Genomic DNA, 16487 nt, shown 5'->3' with positions numbered 1-16487 from the left:
GACTTCGGTCGCGTCCCTGCGCCGAGGCTAGACCGGATCGGGGGCCCATGGCGGTGGATCACGGAACTCGCCGGAGCCGGGCGGCCCCGGCGGGCAGCCACCACCGGCGCGGCGTGCCAGAGTAGACCCGATGTCCTCGATCACCCCTGATCAGCCCCGCCGTCCCAGCGGTGCCCGTGCCGGCGGCCGGCCGCCGGGCCGTGCCGGTGGTGCCCGGGTGCCCGCCCCCCGTCGGCCGGAGCAGCCCGGACGCTCCCGGGCGCCGTTACCGGTCGCCGCCGGGGTGGCCGCCGCCGGTGCCGCCGTCACCTCCTATCTGCCGGTGGCGGTGGTGCTCGGGCTGGCCCAGTTCACCGAGGACGCCGGCTCGGTGGTCGGTGCGCTGCGGGCCGGTCTCGCCGGTTGGCTGCTCGGCCACGGGGTGCCGCTGGGGACCACCGCCGGCCCGATCGGCCTCGTCCCGCTGGCGCTCTCGGTGTTCGCGTGCTGGCGGCTGAGCCGGGCCGGGGTGCACGCCAGCCGGGCGGTCGGCGCGCGCGGCGGCCGGTCCCCCCGGCAGGCGGCCACCGTCGCCGTCGCGGTCGGCATCGGGTACGCCCTGTTCGGCGTCCTGGCCGCGCTGCTGGTCGACAGCACCGGCCTGCGGGTCTCCCCGGTCCGGTCCGGGCTGACCCTGCTGCTCTTCGGCACGGTGGCGGCCCTGGTCGGGGCGGCACGCACCACCGGGGTCGCCGGCCTGCTGGCCGAGCGTGCGCCGGCGGTGCTGCGCGACGGTGTCCGCACCGGCCTGGTCGCCGCTCTGCTGCTGCTCGGGGCGGGTGCCGTGGCGGCCGGCCTGGCGGTGGCGACCGGCGGGGGAGACGCCGCCGACCTGATCGGGGCCTACCGGACCGGGGTGGCCGGGCAGGCCGGCATCACCCTGGTCAGCCTGGCCTACGCACCGAACGCCACCGTCTGGTCCACCGCCTACCTGCTCGGCCCCGGGTTCGCCGTCGGCACCGGCACGGCGATCCGCCTCAGCGAAGTGTCCGTCGGGTCGCTGCCGGCCGTACCGCTGCTCGCCGGCCTGCCCAGCGGCCCGGTCGACGGGCTCGGTGCGGCGCTGCTGGCGGTGCCGGTGCTGGCCGGCATGACGGCGGGTTGGCTGCTCGGCCGCCGGCTGCTCCGCCCGGACCCCGACGACCGGGCCGGGCCGGACTGGCCGGCGCTGCTCGGCCCGGCGGCGCTCGCCGGGCCGGTGGTCGGCCTGGTCGTCGGGCTCGCCGCGGTGGCCTCCGGCGGATCGCTCGGCGGCGGCCGGCTGGCCGAGATCGGCCCGGTGCCGTGGCAGGTGGCGGCAGTGGCCACCGCCGTGGTCGCGGTCGGCGCGCTGCTCGGGGCCGCCGCCGCCAAGGTGCTCGACCGTCCGTCGTCGGCCCGCCCACCCGCCCGGCCGCGGTCGCCCGTCACCCGCCCCCGGCCGGCTGCGGACCGGCCGGGCCCGGTCGAGGACCGGTCGCGTACGGGCCGGGACCGCCCCCGATCAGCCGCCGACCGGCCGCCCCGCCCGGTCGTCGACTGAGCATCCGCTCCTGCCGGCTGCGCGGTCCTGCCGGCTGCACCGCGCCGCGCACCCTGCTGCCGGCTGCGCGGTCCGGCCGGCCTGGCCGGGTCGACCTCGCCGTCTCGTGCCGGCCCGCCGGCCTCGCGGTGCTGCCGGCCTGGCCGTCTCTTGCCGGCCCGGCGGTCTGGCCTGGCCGGTCCCGTGCCGGCCCGGCGGTCTCGCGGTGCTGCCGGTTTACGGCGAGGGGCGCCCCGGACGGTGCCGGGACGCCCCTCGATGTCGCGCCCGGTCAGGGCGAGGTGGGCAGCGTGAAGCTGCCGATGAGGTTGAGCAGCAGCAGCAGGATGCCGAGCCCGACCGCGATCGCGCCGCAGATCAGGCCGGCCTTGGCCTGACCGGCGTTGCTGGCCAGACCCTGGTTGGCCTTCTGCATCCCCAGCCAACCGGTGATCACCGCGCCGATGCCGAGCGGGATGCCCAGGAAGAGGCAGCAGAGCAGCGGAAGCGACGCGATGCCGAGGATCAGCGACACCAGGCCGAGGGTGTTCTGCTGCCCCTGCGGCGCTGGATAGCCGGCCCCCGGATAGGAGGCCGCCGCGGCGTACGGCTGCTGCCCGTAGGGGTCCTTGTGGACGGGCTGGCCGTACGGGTCCGGCTGGAAGGGCTGCTCGTACGGCTGGCCCGAGGTGGGCTGGGGGCCGTACGGGTCGTGCGGGGGCTGCCCGTACTGCGGAGGCTGCCCGTACTGCGGAGGCTGCTCGCCGTACGGTGCCGCCGGTTGCTGCCCGTACGGTGCCTGCGGCGCGGCGTACGGGTCCTGCGGCTGGCCCGAGACGGGCTGCTGCCCGTACGGATCGTGCGGGGGCTGCTGGCCGTACGGGTCGTGGCCGGGGTTTCCGGGCTGCATCTCGGCTGCTCCTCAGTCGTGGGCCGTCAGTAGCTGCTGGTGCTGCTGCCGTCGATCGCACCCATCACACCACCGAAGATGCAGCACAGCAGCACGATGACGAGCCACACACCACCGATGATGAAGGCCAGCTTCGACCACTTCTTGGACTCGCGGGCGGCGGCCTCGGCACCCGCGTAGTCGCCCTGCTGCAGGGCCGGGTTGACCTTGGATGCGTTGATGATGGCGGGGATCGCCAGCGGCCAGAAGAAGAAGATGGCCACGATCGACGGGGTCATGTTGTTGTTGATCGGCTGCTGCGGGTTGGGGTAGCCGGGCTGCATCTGTGGTACTCCTCGTTCACGTCGGTACGGCGTCCGTACCTGATCATTGGCTATGGGGTGCGGTGGCGGGCGCGGCCCGGCCACCGGGCGACCGGCAGCGTACCGTGTCCGGGCGACACGCGTGATCACCCGAAACGTCGCCGCCCGCAGGATGGGCGGGCCGACCTGCCCGCTAGGGTGGCCCGTGTGACCGAGCCCGCGCCCGTCGCCCGCCTCGTCGTCCTCGTCTCCGGCTCCGGCAGCAACCTCCAGGCGCTGCTGGACGCCGCCGCCGACCCCGGCTACGGGGCCCGGGTGGTGGCCGTCGGCGCCGACCGGGACGGCATCGTCGGGCTGGACCGCGCCGCCGCCGCCGGGGTGCCGACCTTCGTCGACCGGGTGAAGGACCACCCCACCCGCGCCGACTGGGACAAGGCCCTCACCGCGCACGTCGCCGAGCACCAGCCCGACCTGGTCATCTCCGCCGGTTTCCTGAAGCTGGTCGGGCCGCAGTTCCTGGCGGCCTTCGGCGACCGCTATCTCAACACGCACAACACGCTGCTGCCGGCGTTCCCCGGCATCCACGGCCCCCGGGACGCGCTCGCCTACGGCGTCAAGGTCACCGGGGCCACCCTCTTCTTCGTCGACGCCGGGATGGACACCGGCCCGATCGTCGCGCAGGTCGCGGTGCCGGTCCTCGACGACGACGACGAGGAGACGCTCACCGAGCGCATCAAGCAAGCCGAGCGCCGCCAGCTCGTCGAGCAGGTCGGTCGCCTGGTTCGTGCAGGTTGGACGATCACCGGAAGAAAGGTCACCGTTCCGTGAGTGCCCCGCAGGACTCCCGCCGCCCGATCAGGCGGGCACTGGTCAGCGTCTACGACAAGAGTGGTCTGGTCGAGCTGGCCCGCGCGTTGCACGGGGCCGGGGTGGAGATCGTCTCGACCGGTTCCACCGCCTCGACGATCTCCGGCGCGGGCGTGCCGGTGACCCCGGTCGAGCAGGTGACCGGCTTCCCCGAGATCCTCGACGGCCGGGTCAAGACCCTGCACCCCAAGATCCACGGCGGTCTCCTGGCCGACCTGCGCAAGGACTCGCACGGCGCGCAGCTCGACGAGCACGGCATCGCCGGCATCGACGTCCTGGTCTCCAACCTCTACCCGTTCCAGGAAACCGTCGCCTCCGGCGCGTCGGCGGACGAGTGCGTCGAGCAGATCGACATCGGTGGGCCGGCGATGGTCCGGGCCGCCGCCAAGAACCACGCCTCGGTCGCCGTGGTGACCGACCCGGCCGCGTACCCGGCGCTGGTCGCCGCGCTGGCCGAGGGCGGTTTCACGCTGGCCCAGCGGCGGGCGCTGGCCGCCCGCGCGTTCGCCGACATCGCCGAGTACGACGTCGCGGTCGCCGACTGGTTCGCCGGCACCGCCGCCCCCGCCGAGGACGGCTGGCCGCACTTCGCCGGGCTGGCCCTGCGCCGGCAGGCGACGCTGCGCTACGGCGAGAACCCGCACCAGGGTGCCGCCGTCTACGCCGACCCGGGCAGCCCGCCGGGGCTGGCCCAGGCCGAGCAGTTGCACGGCAAGGAGATGTCCTACAACAACTACGTCGACGCGGACGCCGCCTGGCGGGCCGCGAACGACTTCCCCGACCAGCCGGCGGTGGCGGTCATCAAGCACGCCAACCCGTGCGGCATCGCCGTCGGCGCGGACGTCGCCGAGGCGCACCGCAAGGCCCACGCCTGCGACCCGGTCTCCGCGTTCGGCGGGGTGATCGCCGTCAACCGACCGGTCTCGGTGGAGCTGGCCGGGCAGGTCGCGGAGATCTTCACCGAGGTGCTGGTGGCACCGGAGTTCGAGCCCGGCGCGGTGGAGATCCTCCAGGGCAAGAAGAACATCCGGCTGCTGCGCGCCCCGGCCTTCGCCCCGCTGCCGGCTGAGTGGCGGCAGGTCACCGGCGGTGTCCTCGTGCAGCAGCGGGACCGGATCGACGCCGAGGGCGACGACCCGGCCAACTGGAAGCTGGCCACCGGCGAGGCCGCCGACGAGGCGACCCTGCGGGACCTGGTGCTGGCCTGGCGGGCGGTCCGCGCGGTGAAGAGCAACGCGATCCTGCTGGCCCGCGACGGCGCGTCGGTCGGGGTGGGGATGGGTCAGGTCAACCGGGTCGACTCGGCCCGGCTGGCGGTCAGCCGGGCCGGTGCGGAGCGAGCCCGGGGGTCCGTCGCCGCCTCGGACGCCTTCTTCCCGTTCGCCGACGGCGCGCAGATCCTGATCGACGCCGGGGTGAAGGCGATCGTCCAGCCCGGCGGGTCGATCCGCGACGAGGACACCATCGCCGCCTGCCAGCAGGCCGGCGTCACCATGTACCTCACCGCCACCCGGCACTTCTTCCACTGATCCACCCCGGCCGGGCGGGCCGCCACCGGCCGGCCCGGCGCACCGCCTGCGTGATCACCTACGGCCGAGCGGCACCCGGTGTGTGCTCGGCCGTAGGTGTCCACACGGCGCGGTGACCGGTGGTCAGGCCCCGCCCGGCGGGTCGCGTAGGGCGGCGAAGTGGCAGGCGCTGGGGTGGGGGTCGGCGGGCCGGGGGACGGTCGGCGGGTCTTCCCGGGCGCAGATGTCCTCGGCTTTCCAGCAGCGGGTGCGGAAGTGGCAGCCGGACGGCGGGTCGGCCGGGCTGGGCACGTCGCCGGTCAGCCGGATGATGCCGGTGGCGTCGCGGGCGGCCGGGTCGGGCACCGGCACCGCGGACAGCAGCGCCTGGGTGTACGGGTGGGTGGCCCGTTCGTAGATCTCCTCCTCGGTGCCGATCTCGACGATCCGGCCCAGGTACATCACCGCCACCCGGTCGCAGATGTGCCGGACCACCGACAGGTCGTGCGCGATGAAGACGTACGACAGGCCCAGCTCGTCCTGGAGTTGCCCCAACAGGTTGATGACCTGGGCCTGGATCGAGACGTCCAGGGCGGAGACCGGCTCGTCGCAGACGATCACCTCGGGGCGCAGGGCGAGCGCCCGGGCGATGCCGATGCGTTGCCGCTGACCGCCGGAGAACTGGTGCGGGTACCGGTTGACGTGCTCGGGGTTCAGCCCGACCAGGTCCAGCAACTCCTGCACCCGGCCGCGTTTGCTGCCCTTGGGTGCGGCGTCGGGGTGGATGTCGAACGGCTCGCCGATGATGTCGCCCACCGTCATCCGGGGGTTCAGCGAGGTGTACGGGTCCTGCATCACCATCTGCATGTTGCGCCGCAGCCGGCGCAGTTCGCCCCCGGAGGCGGAGAGCAGGTCGCGGCCCTCCAGGGTGGCCCGGCCGGAGGTCGGCGTCTCCAGCCGCATCAGCAGCCGGGCGAGGGTCGACTTGCCGCAGCCGGATTCGCCGACGATGCCGAGCGTCTCGCCCCGACGCAGCACGAAGCTGACCCCGTCGACCGCCCGGACCGCGCCGACCTGCCGTTGGAAGAGCACGCCCCGGGTGATCGGGAAGTGTTTGACCAGGTCGTCGACGGCGAGGATGGTCTCGCCCCGGACCTTGGCCGGGCTAGCGGGCGCGGTCATCGTGGACCTCCTGCGCGAAGTGGCACGCGCTGGTCCGGCCGTCAGCGAGGACCAGGTCGTCCGGCACCACGTCCACGCAGACCTGCCGCACGTACGGGCATCGGGGGTGGAACGGGCAGCCGGTGGGGATCCGCATCAGGTTCGGTGGCAGTCCCCGGATCGTGGCCAACTCCCGGCCGCGCACGTCCAGCCGGGGAATCGAGGCCAGCAACCCCTTGGTGTACGGGTGGGCCGGTGCCCGGTACAACGCGTGGACGTCGGCGTGCTCGACGATCCGGCCGGCGTACATGACGGCGATCCGGTCCGCGACGCCGGCCACCACCCCCAGGTCGTGGGTGATCAGGATCATCGCCATGTCGAGGTCGCGCCGCAGGTCGGCCAGTAGGTCCATGATCTGGGCCTGCACGGTGACGTCGAGGGCGGTGGTCGGTTCGTCGGCGATCAGCACCTTCGGGTCCAGGGCCAGCGCCATGGCGATCATGACGCGTTGCCGCATCCCGCCGGAGAACTGGTGCGGGTGGTCGCCGAGCCGTCCGGCCGCCCCCGGGATGCGCACCAGGTCCATCAGTTCGACGGTCCGCCGTCGGGCGTCGGCGCGGGACATCCCGTCCCGGTGTCGCAGCGTCTCGCCGATCTGCCAGCCGACCGGGAAGACCGGGTTCAACGCCGACAGGGCGTCCTGGAAGATCATCGCGATCTCCTTGCCGCGTACCTGCCGGCGTTGCTCCTCGGGCAGGGTGAGCAGATCGCGGCCCCGGTAGCGGATCTGACCGGAACGGATCGCCGCCGGTGGGGTGTCCAGGATGCCCATGACCGCCTGGGCGGTGACCGACTTGCCGGAGCCGGACTCACCGAGCACGGCCAGCGTCTCGCCCGGGTCCAGGTGGTAGGAGACCCCGTTGATCACCTTGGCCACCCCCTCGCCGGTGCGGAACTCGACGTGCAGGTCCCGTACCTCCAGCAGGTGACCGCCGGGCGGGGTGGGTGAGGCCGGCGTGGGCCGGACCGTGGACTCGGTCACCGGATCTGCCTCTCGCTCGCGACTGCGGGACCCGCTGCGGGCGTGCGGGGCGTGGGTGCCGGGCCCGTTGCGGGCGTGGGGGGTGGGGGCGCTGTGGCCGGCACGGTGCTCACCGCAGCTTCGGGTCGAAGGCGTCGCGGATCGCGTCGCCCAGCATGATGAAGGCCAGCACGGTCAGCGCGAGGAAGGCGGACGGGACGACCAGCGGGGTCGCCGACTCGCGCATGTGCACCCGGCCGGCGTCGATCTCGATGCCCCAGGAGATGGTGGGCGCCTTCAGTCCGATGCCCAGGAAGCTCAGGGTCGCCTCGGCGGCGATGAACGAACCGAGCGCGATGGTCAGCACCACGATCGCCGGGGCGAGCGCATTGGGCAGGATGTGCCGCCACATGATCCGGCCGTCGCCCGCGCCGAGCATCCGGGCGGCGGCGACGTAGTCCTGCTCCTTGGCGGTGATCACCGAGGAGCGGACCACCCGGGCGGCGGTGGTCCAGCCGAGCACCGCCAACACGAAGATCACCGCGAACAGCCGGACCGTGTCGCTGCTGGTGCTGACCCGCTTGAGCAGCACGATCGCGGCGAGCAGCAGCGGGATGCCGAGCACGATGTCGATCACCCGGGAGAGCACCGCGTCGACCCAGCGGCCGAAGTAGCCGGCCACCATCCCGACCACCAGCGCGACGACCCCGGTGAGCAGAGCGGAGAGCGCGCCGACAAGCAGCGAGGCGCGGGCCCCGTAGACCGCCCGGGCGTACGTGTCGCAGCCCTGGAAGTCGTACCCGAAGATGGCCCCGCCGGACGCCCCGGCGTGCTGGCGGGACAGCACGCAGTCGCGCGGGTCGTTGGCGGTGAACAGCGACGGCACGGCGGCCATCGCGGCGACCAGCACGACCAGCACCAGACTGATCCAGAAGACCGGCTTGCGGCGCAGCTCACGCCAGGCGTCCCCGGCCAGGCTGCGGGGTATCTGCGGTACGCCGACCCTGTCGGGGGTGCCGGGCTCACCGGAGACCCCCCGGCGGGCGGCCTGGTCCTCCGTCGCCGCCACCGTCTCGAAGTCGCTCATGCCCGTACCTCGTCGCGCTCACTCATAGCGGATCCTCGGATCGAGTACGGCGTACAGGACGTCCACCACCAGGTTGGCGACCAGGTAGACGACGACGAGCACGCTGACGATGCCCACCACCAGCGGGCCGTCCTCGGTGCGGATGCCCCGGAACAGGTTGAAGCCCACCCCCGGGATGTTGAACACGCCCTCGGTGATGATCGCGCCGCTCATCAGGTTGCCCAGCTCGACGCCGAGGAAGGTGATCACGGGGATGAGCGAGTTACGCAGTACGTGCACCCCGATGATCCGCCGCCGGACCAGCCCCTTCGACCGGGCGGTGCGGACGTAGTCGGCGCGCAGGTTCTCGGCGACCGAGGTCCGGGTCAGCCGAAGCGCGGTGGCCAGCGACAGGGAGCCGAGCACGATGCCGGGCAGCAGCAGGGCCCACAGGTCGGGGTCGGCGCCGGCGGTCGGGGGGAAGATCGGCCAGCGGACGCCGAGCAGGTACTGCGCGAGCGGGGCCAGCACGATGGTGGGGATGCCCAGCACCAGCAGGGTCAGCACCAGCGTGGCGTTGTCGAAGAGGCTGGCCCGGCGGATGCCGGCGAGCACCCCGGCGGTGACCCCGAACAGGATCGTCACGGCCATCGCGATCACGGCCAGCTTGACGGTGACCGGCCAGGCGGCGGCGAGGATGTCCCCGATCGATCGGCCGGTCAGCGACTGGCCGAGGTCACCCTGGAGCAGGTTCTTGAGGTAGTCGAGGTAGCGGTAGAAGAAGCCGCCGATCCCGGTCCGGTCGAGGTGGAACTTCTCCGTGAGGTACGCCCGCTGGGCCGGGGTGACCGGCCGTTCGCCGGCCAGCGCCTGGATCGGGTCGCCCTGGCCGGCGAACATCAGGGCGTACACGATCAGCGTGGTCCCGAAGAAGGCGAGGACCATCTGGAGCAGACGCCGCAGAACGAAGCGGAACATACTGTGCAGTCTTGCTGATAAGGGGCGGAGACGGAGGCGGGTCGGGCCACCGTCCACCGATGACCCGACCCGTTGCTCCCGTCGACGGCCCCGTTGCCGCCGACGCGCCCTGCACGTGCCGGTCGGCCGTTCGCCGCCGCCGCGCCTTCATCTGCCGGCGGCCGTTCGCCGACGCCGCCCCTTCACCTGCTGGCGGCCGTTCGCGCCGCCCGGACTAGCTGACCGCCTCGATCTTCAGCAGGTCGATCCGGTCGAAGAGGTCCATCTGGACGTTCTTCACCTTGGTCGAGTGGCCGAAGTTGTTCTGGCCGTAGCGCAGCGGGATCACCGGCAGGTCCTTGGCCAGCAGGTCCTCCGCCGCCTGGTACTTCGCGATCGCGGCCTCCTCGTTCGGGGCCTTGGCGCCCTCGACGAGCAGCTTGTCGAACTCCGGGTTGCTGTAGCCGTAGTAGTTCGACGAACCGTTCGTGCTGTACAGCGGGCCGAGGTAGTTCTCCATCGACGGGTAGTCCATCACCCAGCCCATCCGGAACAGGCCCACCGGCTGCTTCGCCTTGACCTTGGTCAGCAGGTCGGCGAACTTGGGCTCGGCGGTGCCGACGCACTCCACACCCAGGTTGGCCTTGAGCTGGTTGCAGGTCGCGTCGATCCAGTCCTTGTGCCCACCGTCGCCGTTGTACGACAGCTCGATCTTCTTCGGGCCACCGGCGGCCTCGTACGCCGACTTCGCCTTGGCCGGGTCGAACTCGCCGGCCGCGCCGATGGTGTTCTCCCGGTAACCCGCGACCACCGGCGAGACGAACGAGCGGGCCGGCTGCTGCGAGTCCTTGAAGATCGACTTGGTGATCTCGTCCCGGTCGATCGCCATCGAGATGGCCTTGCGCACCTCGGGCTTGCTGAACTCCTTCTGGAAGGTCGGGAAGGCCAGCACCTGCAACGACGACGCCGGGCTCTGCTGGAACCGGTCGCCCAGGTCGGTCGCGGCGGTCGACAGGTTCTCGGTCGGGATCGTCTTGATCACGTCGAGGTTGTCCGACAGCACGTCCGCGTACGCGGCGGTGGGCTGCTGGTAGATCCGGAACTCGACCCCGCCCACCTTCGGCTGCTCGCCGGGGAAGGCGTCGTAGCGCTCCACCTCGACCTTGGCGTCGTGCTGCCAGGAGCCCTTCATCCGGAACGGGCCCTGCCCGATCGGGGCCTGCTCGTAGCCCTCCTTCAGCGTGCCGGGCCCCGAGAAGGCGGCCTTCGGCAGCGGATAGAAGGCGGTGTACCCGAGCATCGTCTTGAACTCGCTGTACGGCTCGGTCAGCGTGACGGTGAAGGTCAGGTCGTCGACCTTCTTCAGCCCGGACAGCCGCTCGGCAGCCGGCTTGTCGCCCTGCAGGTCGGCGTACCCGGCGATCTTCTCGAAGAAGTAGCTGGAGTTCTGCCCGTTGGGGGCGTACGCGCCGTAGTTCCAGGCGTCGAGGTAGTTGTCGGCGGTGACCTTCTCGCCGTTGTGGAAGGTGTAGCCGTCCTTGAGCTTGACCGTCCAGACCTTGTTGTCCGACGAGGTGACCGACTCGGCCGCCACCTCGTAGGGCTTGTTGGCCTCGTCGTAGTCGACCAGCGGGCTGAACAGGGCGGCGAGCACCTGCGAACCGCTGGTCTCGTTGGTGTTGGTCGGCACCAGGTGCTGCGGCTCGGCGATCTCGATCCGCACGGCCGCGTTGGGGTCGGACTGACCGGTTCCGCTGCCGCCGCCCGAGCCGCAGGCCGCCAGGCCCAGGGTCACCGCGAGCGGGAGAGCGGTCCAGGCAGCAAGCCTGCGCACACGCATGGGGGTCTCCTCATCTCATTACGTAGCGCAGCCGGACCCGGCGCTGGGTGACTCTGCGCAACGTCCGGCAACGGTAGGTCGGGATCGGCCCGACGACAACGGAAGCGTTGCGAACGGATAACGGACCACCGGCAGTGCCCTTGTGGTTGTTCTGCTCGCCTGGTATCGGGGAGAAGCGATTTTTGCTGCTCACTATGGGCGTGGAGGGGGTGTCGGATGCCCACGGAGGGCCGATCGGTCGCCGTGGGGGGTATGCGTCGCCTGTCCGGCCCGCAGTCGGTGTGGGGTCTTCCGTCCGCCACGACGTCGTGGCCTGCCACACTAAGGTGACACAAAGTGACCAATGGCACGTAACTCAAAGTGACGGCCGCCCCGTCGCCGGCTCGCCGTCCGCCGGCCGTGAGACGATCTGGTCGTGACGGCGATCATCCTGGACGGCAAGGCGACCGCAGCCAAGATCAAGGACGAGCTGCGGGTACGGGTCAAGGCGTTGGCCGAGCGAGGGGTCACCCCCGGCCTGGGCACCGTCCTGGTCGGCGCGGACCCCGGCTCGGAGGCGTACGTCAACGGCAAGCACCGCGACTGCGCCGAGGTGGGCATCGCCTCGATCCGCCGGGAGCTGCCCGCCGACGCCACCCAGCAGCAGCTCGACGACGTGCTCACCGAGCTGAACGCCGACCCGGGCTGCCACGGCTACATCGTCCAGCTGCCGCTGCCGGCGCACCTCGACACCCAGCGGGCCCTGGAGCTGATCGACCCCGACAAGGACGCCGACGGCCTGCACCCGGTGAACCTGGGCCGGCTGGTGCTCGGCTACGACGGCCCACTGCCCTGCACCCCGCGCGGCATCGTCGAGCTGCTCCGCCGGTACGACGTGCCGCTGCGCGGTGCCAACGTCGCCCTGGTCGGCCGGGGCAACACCGTCGGGCGGCCGCTCGGCCTGCTGCTCAACCGGCGCAGCGAGAACGCGACCGTCACCCTGTGCCACACCGGCACCCTCGACCTCGCCGCCCACACCCGCGCCGCCGACATCGTCATCGTCGCCGCCGGGGTGCCCGGCCTGCTCACCGCCGACATGGTCACCCCGGGCACCACGGTGGTCGACGTCGGCATCACCCGGGTGATCGGCGACGACGGCAAGGGCCGCTACACCGGCGACGTGGACCCGGAGGTGGCCCAGGTCGCCGCCCGGCTCGCGCCGATGCCGGGCGGCGTCGGGCCGATGACCCGGGCCATGCTGCTCACCAACGTCGTCGAACGCGCCGAACGCGGCTGACCTCCCCTGCCGCCCGGGTTCCCCCGCTGCCGGCTGACCTCCGCTGCCGTCCGGCGGCTCCCCCGCTGACGGCTGACCTCCCGTGCCGGCTGACCTCCCCTGCCGGGTGGCCGGCTGTCCCGCTTGGTTGTTGACTCCCCGCTGCCGGCTGACCTCATCTGCTGGGTGGCCGGCTGTCCCGCTGGGCGGTTGACTCCCCAGCGCGGCGGCGGGTGTTCCCTGCTGGGCGGGTGGTCTGCCCTGCGCGGCGGTGGCGCACGCCTGCGCTACCGGGATGCTCCGCCGCAGGTGCCGCCGCCCACCGCGTACCCCACCGGGAACCGGGCGGTGGTGACGTTGGCCCCATCCCGGGGATGGTCGCCGCCCCTGGCCCGAACGGTGCCACGTTGACTGTTACGGTCGGGAAAACCGACTGGTAGCAGGGGAGTGGGACGACCATGGGTAAGAAGGTCACTGTCGTCGGGGCCGGGTTCTACGGCTCCACCACCGCACAGCGCCTGGCCGAGTACGACGTCTTCGACACCGTCGTGATCACCGACATCGTGGAGGGCAAGCCGGCGGGTCTCGCGCTGGACCTCAACCAGTCCCGCGCGATCGAGGGCTTCGAGACCAAGGTCGTCGGTGCCACCACCGGCCCCAACGGCGAGGGCTACGAGGCCATCGAGGGCTCGGACGTCGTGGTGATCACCGCAGGTCTGCCCCGTAAGCCGGGCATGAGCCGGATGGACCTGCTGGAGACCAACGCCAAGATCGTGCGGCAGGTCGCCGAGAACGTCGCCAAGTACGCCCCGAACGCCGTCGTGATCGTGGTGTCCAACCCGCTCGACGAGATGACCGCGCTCGCCCAGCTCGCCACCCAGTTCCCCAAGAACCGGGTGCTCGGCCAGGCCGGCATGCTCGACAGCGCCCGGTTCACCAACTTCGTCGCCGAGGCCCTCGACGTACCGGTGAAGTCGGTCAAGACGCTGACCCTCGGCTCGCACGGCGACACCATGGTCCCGGTGCCGTCGCAGAGCACCGTCAACGGCAAGCCGCTGCGCGACGCGATGCCCGCCGAGCAGATCGAGGAGCTGGTCGTCAAGACCCGCAACGGTGGCGCCGAGGTCGTCGCGCTGCTCAAGACCGGTTCGGCGTACTACGCCCCGTCCGCCGCCGCCGCCCGGATGGCACGGGCCGTGGCCGAGGACTCCGGCGCGGTCATGCCGGTCTGCGCCTGGGTCGACGGCGAGTACGGCATCTCCGGGGTCTACCTGGGCGTCGAGGCCGAGATCGGCGCGGAGGGCGTGAAGCGGGTCGTCGAGACCGACCTGGACGCCGACGAGCTGGCCAGCCTCAAGGAGGCCGCCGAGGCCGTCCGCGCCAAGCAGGCCGACGTGGCCAGCATGTGATCCGCTGAACCATCCGCCGCAGGGGCGGGACGGCTTCCGCCGTCCCGCCCCTGCGCCGTCCCCACCCCACCCCGTCCCGCCCGTCCCGCCGTCCCTGCCCCGGTGATCAAGAGGTTTGCGTCAACCAGCCGGCCTGAGTTGACCCAAACCTCTTGATCACTGCATTGGGTCAGGGCTCGCGGCGGGTGATCAAGAGGTTTCGGTCAGGAAACCGCCCTGACGTGACCCAAACCTCTTGATCACCGCTGGCAGGTGCCCGGCTCCGGTGGTGATCAAGAGGTTTGGGTCAGGAAATCGCCCTGGCATGACCGAAACCTCTTGATCACCGGGGCGAGGTGGGACGGGGCGAGGTGGGACGGGGCGAGGTGGGACGGGGTGGGGCGAGGGTGGGCGGGTGGGGGTGAAGGGGCGGTGAGGTGGGGGTGGCTAGGAGGGTGGGGGTGGAGGTGGTGGCGAGCTGGTCGAGCAGGGTGGTGCGGGAGTCTCGGGCGGTGGTCGGGTCCGCCTCGTGGGCGTAGGCCAGCTCCGGGTCGATCAGCTGCACCACGTGCACCAGCAGGTCGCCGGTGAACAGGATCCGGTCGTCGCCGGTGTCGACCAGCACGCACTGGTGGCCGGGGGTGTGCCCGGGGGTGGGTAGCAGGCGTACCCCGGGGGTGAGGGTGGTGTCGCCGTCGACCACGCGGAGCTGGCCGGCGGCGCGCAACGGCGCGATCAGACCGGCCGGCAGTCCCGGGTTGATGCTCTCCACGGCGGCCAGCTCGGCCCGCTGGAGCAGGTAGGTCGCGTTGTGGAAGTAGGGCCGGCCCGGGGTGCCGGTCACCGCCCAGCCGATGTGGTCGCTGTGCAGGTGGGTGAGGATCACGGTGTGTACGTCGGCCGGGTCGATGCCGGCGACGGCCAGTTCGGCCGGCAGCCGACCGGGGACCGGTGCCCAGCTCGCGGCGGGCGAGTCGGCCGGCCCGATGCCGGCGTCGACCAGGGTCACCGGCCCGTCCCCGACGCGCAGCGCGAAGGCGCGGAACGGCAGCCACCAGTCGCCGTCGTCGGTGACCGAACCGGGTTCGCGCCGGTCCGCCTCGCGCCAGTGTGCGGCGGTGGCTGCGGGGAATGCCTGCGTCCGGGGCTGGAAGAACGGTCCCTCGCCGTCGGTGAGGGCGGTGACCGTGATAGACCCGAGGGTGCGGCTCAGTGGCATCCGGTGATGGTGCCAGGGTCCGCCCCGGCCCACGCGGTGATTTTGGCCGTCCGGGGCCGCCGGGTCGAGGCCGGCTCGGTGCCGTGAACCGGTTTCCAGTACGCTCGTACTGCTTGAGCACGTGTCCCCCGAGAGGAGCGCCGGCCGATGGCGAAGATCAAGGTAAACAACCCGGTCGTAGAGCTCGACGGCGACGAGATGACCCGGATCATCTGGAAGCAGATCCGGGAGCAGCTGATCCTGCCCTACCTCGACGTCGACCTGCACTACTACGACCTGTCGATCCAGCACCGGGACGCCACCGACGACCAGGTGACCATCGACGCCGCGAACGCCATCAAGGAGCACGGCGTCGGCGTCAAGTGCGCCACCATCACCCCGGACGAGGCCCGGGTGGAGGAGTTCGGCCTCAAGAAGATGTGGCGGTCGCCGAACGGCACCATCCGTAACATCCTCGGCGGCGTCGTCTTCCGCGAGCCGATCATCATGTCGAACGTGCCCCGGCTGGTCCCCGGCTGGACCAAGCCGATCATCATCGGCCGGCACGCCCACGGCGACCAGTACAAGGCCACCGACTTCGTGGTCCCCGGCCCGGGCACGGTGACCATCACCTACACCCCGGCCGACGGCGGCACCCCGATGGAGATGGAGGTCGCCAACTTCCCCGGCGGCGGCATCGCCATGGGCATGTACAACTACGACGAGTCGATCCGGGACTTCGCCCGCGCCTCGTTCCGGTACGGCCTGGACCGGGGCTACCCGGTCTACCTGTCCACCAAGAACACCATCCTCAAGGCGTACGACGGCCGGTTCAAGGACCTCTTCGCCGAGGTGTTCGAGAACGAGTTCAAGGACGAGTTCGCCGCCGCCGGCATCACCTACGAGCACCGGCTCATCGACGACATGGTCGCCGCCGCGCTCAAGTGGGAGGGCGGCTACGTCTGGGCCTGCAAGAACTACGACGGTGACGTGCAGTCCGACACCGTCGCGCAGGGCTTCGGCTCGCTAGGCCTGATGACCTCCGTGCTGCTCTCCCCGGACGGTCGTACCGTCGAGGCGGAGGCCGCGCACGGCACGGTCACCCGGCACTACCGGCAGTACCAGAAGGGCGAGAAGACCTCGACCAACCCGATCGCCTCGATCTACGCCTGGACCCGGGGCCTGGCCCACCGGGGCAAGCTGGACGGCACCCCGGCGGTCACCGAGTTCGCCGACACCCTGGAGCAGGTCATCGTCGACACCGTCGAGTCCGGCCAGATGACCAAGGACCTCGCGCTGCTCATCTCGCGCGACGCCCCGTGGCAGAGCACCGACGAGTTCATGAACACCCTCGACGAGAACCTGGCGCGCAGGCTCAGCGCCTGACCCTCGCCCGTACCCACGGAACCCGTCGGCGGTCCGCCGACGGGTTCCGTCGTCTGCGGCCCGGCGACGCGCACCGGCGGCACCGGTG

At 71.9% G+C, this 16487-nt stretch carries 13 protein-coding genes and 1 pseudogene; 6 read left to right on the top strand and 8 right to left on the bottom strand.

Going from position 1 to position 16487, the window contains the following annotated elements; genetic code table 11:
- Positions 1 to 130: 130 nt before the first annotated feature.
- A pseudogene (locus J7462_RS15340) lies at positions 131 to 1405 on the top strand (DUF6350 family protein); the annotation flags it as partial.
- 427 nt (positions 1406 to 1832) lie between these two features.
- On the opposite strand, the gene J7462_RS15335 reads toward J7462_RS15340, so the two are convergent.
- Together J7462_RS15335 and J7462_RS15330 are read right to left on the bottom strand one after the other, a co-directional pair.
- A complete protein-coding gene (locus tag J7462_RS15335) occupies positions 1833 to 2450 on the bottom strand; it encodes a DUF4190 domain-containing protein (RefSeq protein WP_219464670.1) in 618 nt (205 codons plus the stop codon).
- Positions 2451 to 2476: 26 nt separating this feature from the next.
- Positions 2477 to 2773: a CD225/dispanin family protein gene (locus J7462_RS15330; protein WP_208567986.1), complete on the bottom strand. Its 297-nt coding sequence runs from the start codon at positions 2771 to 2773 to the stop codon at positions 2477 to 2479.
- A gap of 186 nt (positions 2774 to 2959) precedes the next feature.
- Here J7462_RS15330 and purN point away from each other — a divergent pair, with 186 nt between their 5' ends.
- Complete coding sequence (gene purN, locus J7462_RS15325; RefSeq protein WP_219464669.1) at positions 2960 to 3580, top strand: phosphoribosylglycinamide formyltransferase; 621 nt, start codon at positions 2960 to 2962, stop codon at positions 3578 to 3580.
- A complete protein-coding gene (purH, locus tag J7462_RS15320) occupies positions 3577 to 5148 on the top strand; it encodes a bifunctional phosphoribosylaminoimidazolecarboxamide formyltransferase/IMP cyclohydrolase (protein ID WP_219464668.1) in 1572 nt (523 codons plus the stop codon). The genes purN and purH overlap by 4 nt, the downstream gene beginning before the upstream one ends.
- Positions 5149 to 5271: 123 nt before the next feature.
- Here purH and J7462_RS15315 read toward each other — a convergent pair whose 3' ends face one another.
- From J7462_RS15315 to J7462_RS15295, 5 genes are all read right to left on the bottom strand, one after another.
- A complete protein-coding gene (locus tag J7462_RS15315; protein ID WP_208567989.1) occupies positions 5272 to 6309 on the bottom strand; it encodes an ABC transporter ATP-binding protein in 1038 nt (345 codons plus the stop codon).
- Positions 6293 to 7330, bottom strand: coding sequence for an ABC transporter ATP-binding protein (locus J7462_RS15310; protein WP_219464667.1), 1038 nt, complete (start codon positions 7328 to 7330; stop codon positions 6293 to 6295). Before J7462_RS15310 ends, J7462_RS15315 begins: the two co-directional genes overlap by 17 nt.
- A 109-nt stretch (positions 7331 to 7439) precedes the next feature.
- Positions 7440 to 8396: an ABC transporter permease gene (locus J7462_RS15305; protein ID WP_219464665.1), complete on the bottom strand. Its 957-nt coding sequence runs from the start codon at positions 8394 to 8396 to the stop codon at positions 7440 to 7442.
- A gap of 18 nt (positions 8397 to 8414) precedes the next feature.
- Entirely contained in the window at positions 8415 to 9353 is a 939-nt protein-coding gene (locus tag J7462_RS15300; RefSeq protein WP_208567992.1) for an ABC transporter permease, read from the bottom strand.
- Between the two features lie 214 nt (positions 9354 to 9567).
- Positions 9568 to 11172, bottom strand: a complete 1605-nt coding sequence (locus J7462_RS15295; protein WP_219464662.1) for an ABC transporter substrate-binding protein — start codon at positions 11170 to 11172, stop codon at positions 9568 to 9570.
- A 415-nt stretch (positions 11173 to 11587) separates the two neighbouring features.
- On the opposite strand from J7462_RS15295, the gene J7462_RS15290 reads away from it, so the two are divergent.
- Positions 11588 to 12448 carry a bifunctional methylenetetrahydrofolate dehydrogenase/methenyltetrahydrofolate cyclohydrolase gene (locus J7462_RS15290; RefSeq protein ID WP_208567994.1) on the top strand — a complete coding sequence of 287 codons (861 nt, stop codon included), beginning with the start codon at positions 11588 to 11590 and terminating at the stop codon, positions 12446 to 12448.
- A gap of 437 nt (positions 12449 to 12885) precedes the next feature.
- On the top strand, positions 12886 to 13836 hold the full coding sequence (mdh, locus tag J7462_RS15285) for a malate dehydrogenase (RefSeq protein WP_219464661.1): 951 nt from the start codon (positions 12886 to 12888) through the stop codon (positions 13834 to 13836).
- Positions 13837 to 14158: 322 nt separating this feature from the next.
- Here mdh and J7462_RS15280 read toward each other — a convergent pair whose 3' ends face one another.
- Positions 14159 to 15034 carry an MBL fold metallo-hydrolase gene (locus J7462_RS15280; RefSeq protein ID WP_219464659.1) on the bottom strand — a complete coding sequence of 292 codons (876 nt, stop codon included), beginning with the start codon at positions 15032 to 15034 and terminating at the stop codon, positions 14159 to 14161.
- A gap of 147 nt (positions 15035 to 15181) precedes the next feature.
- Here J7462_RS15280 and J7462_RS15275 point away from each other — a divergent pair, with 147 nt between their 5' ends.
- Complete coding sequence (locus J7462_RS15275) at positions 15182 to 16399, top strand: NADP-dependent isocitrate dehydrogenase (protein ID WP_208567997.1); 1218 nt, start codon at positions 15182 to 15184, stop codon at positions 16397 to 16399.
- The last annotated feature ends 88 nt before the right edge of the window (positions 16400 to 16487 follow it).

It is taken from the genome of Micromonospora sp. RL09-050-HVF-A (genome assembly GCF_019374995.1).
In the GTDB taxonomy this organism is placed as follows: domain Bacteria; phylum Actinomycetota; class Actinomycetes; order Mycobacteriales; family Micromonosporaceae; genus Micromonospora; species Micromonospora antibiotica.
Note: the sequence above shows the minus strand (reverse complement) of the source record. Positions and strands in the feature narration are given on the sequence as shown.

Coding starts and splice junctions, on each gene's coding strand:
- J7462_RS15335 (WP_219464670.1), bottom strand. CDS start 2,450: ATGCAGCCCGGAAACCCCGGCCACGACCCGTACGGCCAGCAGCCCCCG.
- J7462_RS15330 (WP_208567986.1), bottom strand. CDS start 2,773: ATGCAGCCCGGCTACCCCAACCCGCAGCAGCCGATCAACAACAACATG.
- J7462_RS15315 (WP_208567989.1), bottom strand. CDS start 6,309: ATGACCGCGCCCGCTAGCCCGGCCAAGGTCCGGGGCGAGACCATCCTC.
- J7462_RS15305 (WP_219464665.1), bottom strand. CDS start 8,396: ATGAGCGACTTCGAGACGGTGGCGGCGACGGAGGACCAGGCCGCCCGC.
- J7462_RS15300 (WP_208567992.1), bottom strand. CDS start 9,353: ATGTTCCGCTTCGTTCTGCGGCGTCTGCTCCAGATGGTCCTCGCCTTC.
- J7462_RS15295 (WP_219464662.1), bottom strand. CDS start 11,172: ATGCGTGTGCGCAGGCTTGCTGCCTGGACCGCTCTCCCGCTCGCGGTG.
- mdh (WP_219464661.1), top strand. CDS start 12,886: ATGGGTAAGAAGGTCACTGTCGTCGGGGCCGGGTTCTACGGCTCCACC.
- J7462_RS15280 (WP_219464659.1), bottom strand. CDS start 15,034: ATGCCACTGAGCCGCACCCTCGGGTCTATCACGGTCACCGCCCTCACC.
- J7462_RS15275 (WP_208567997.1), top strand. CDS start 15,182: ATGGCGAAGATCAAGGTAAACAACCCGGTCGTAGAGCTCGACGGCGAC.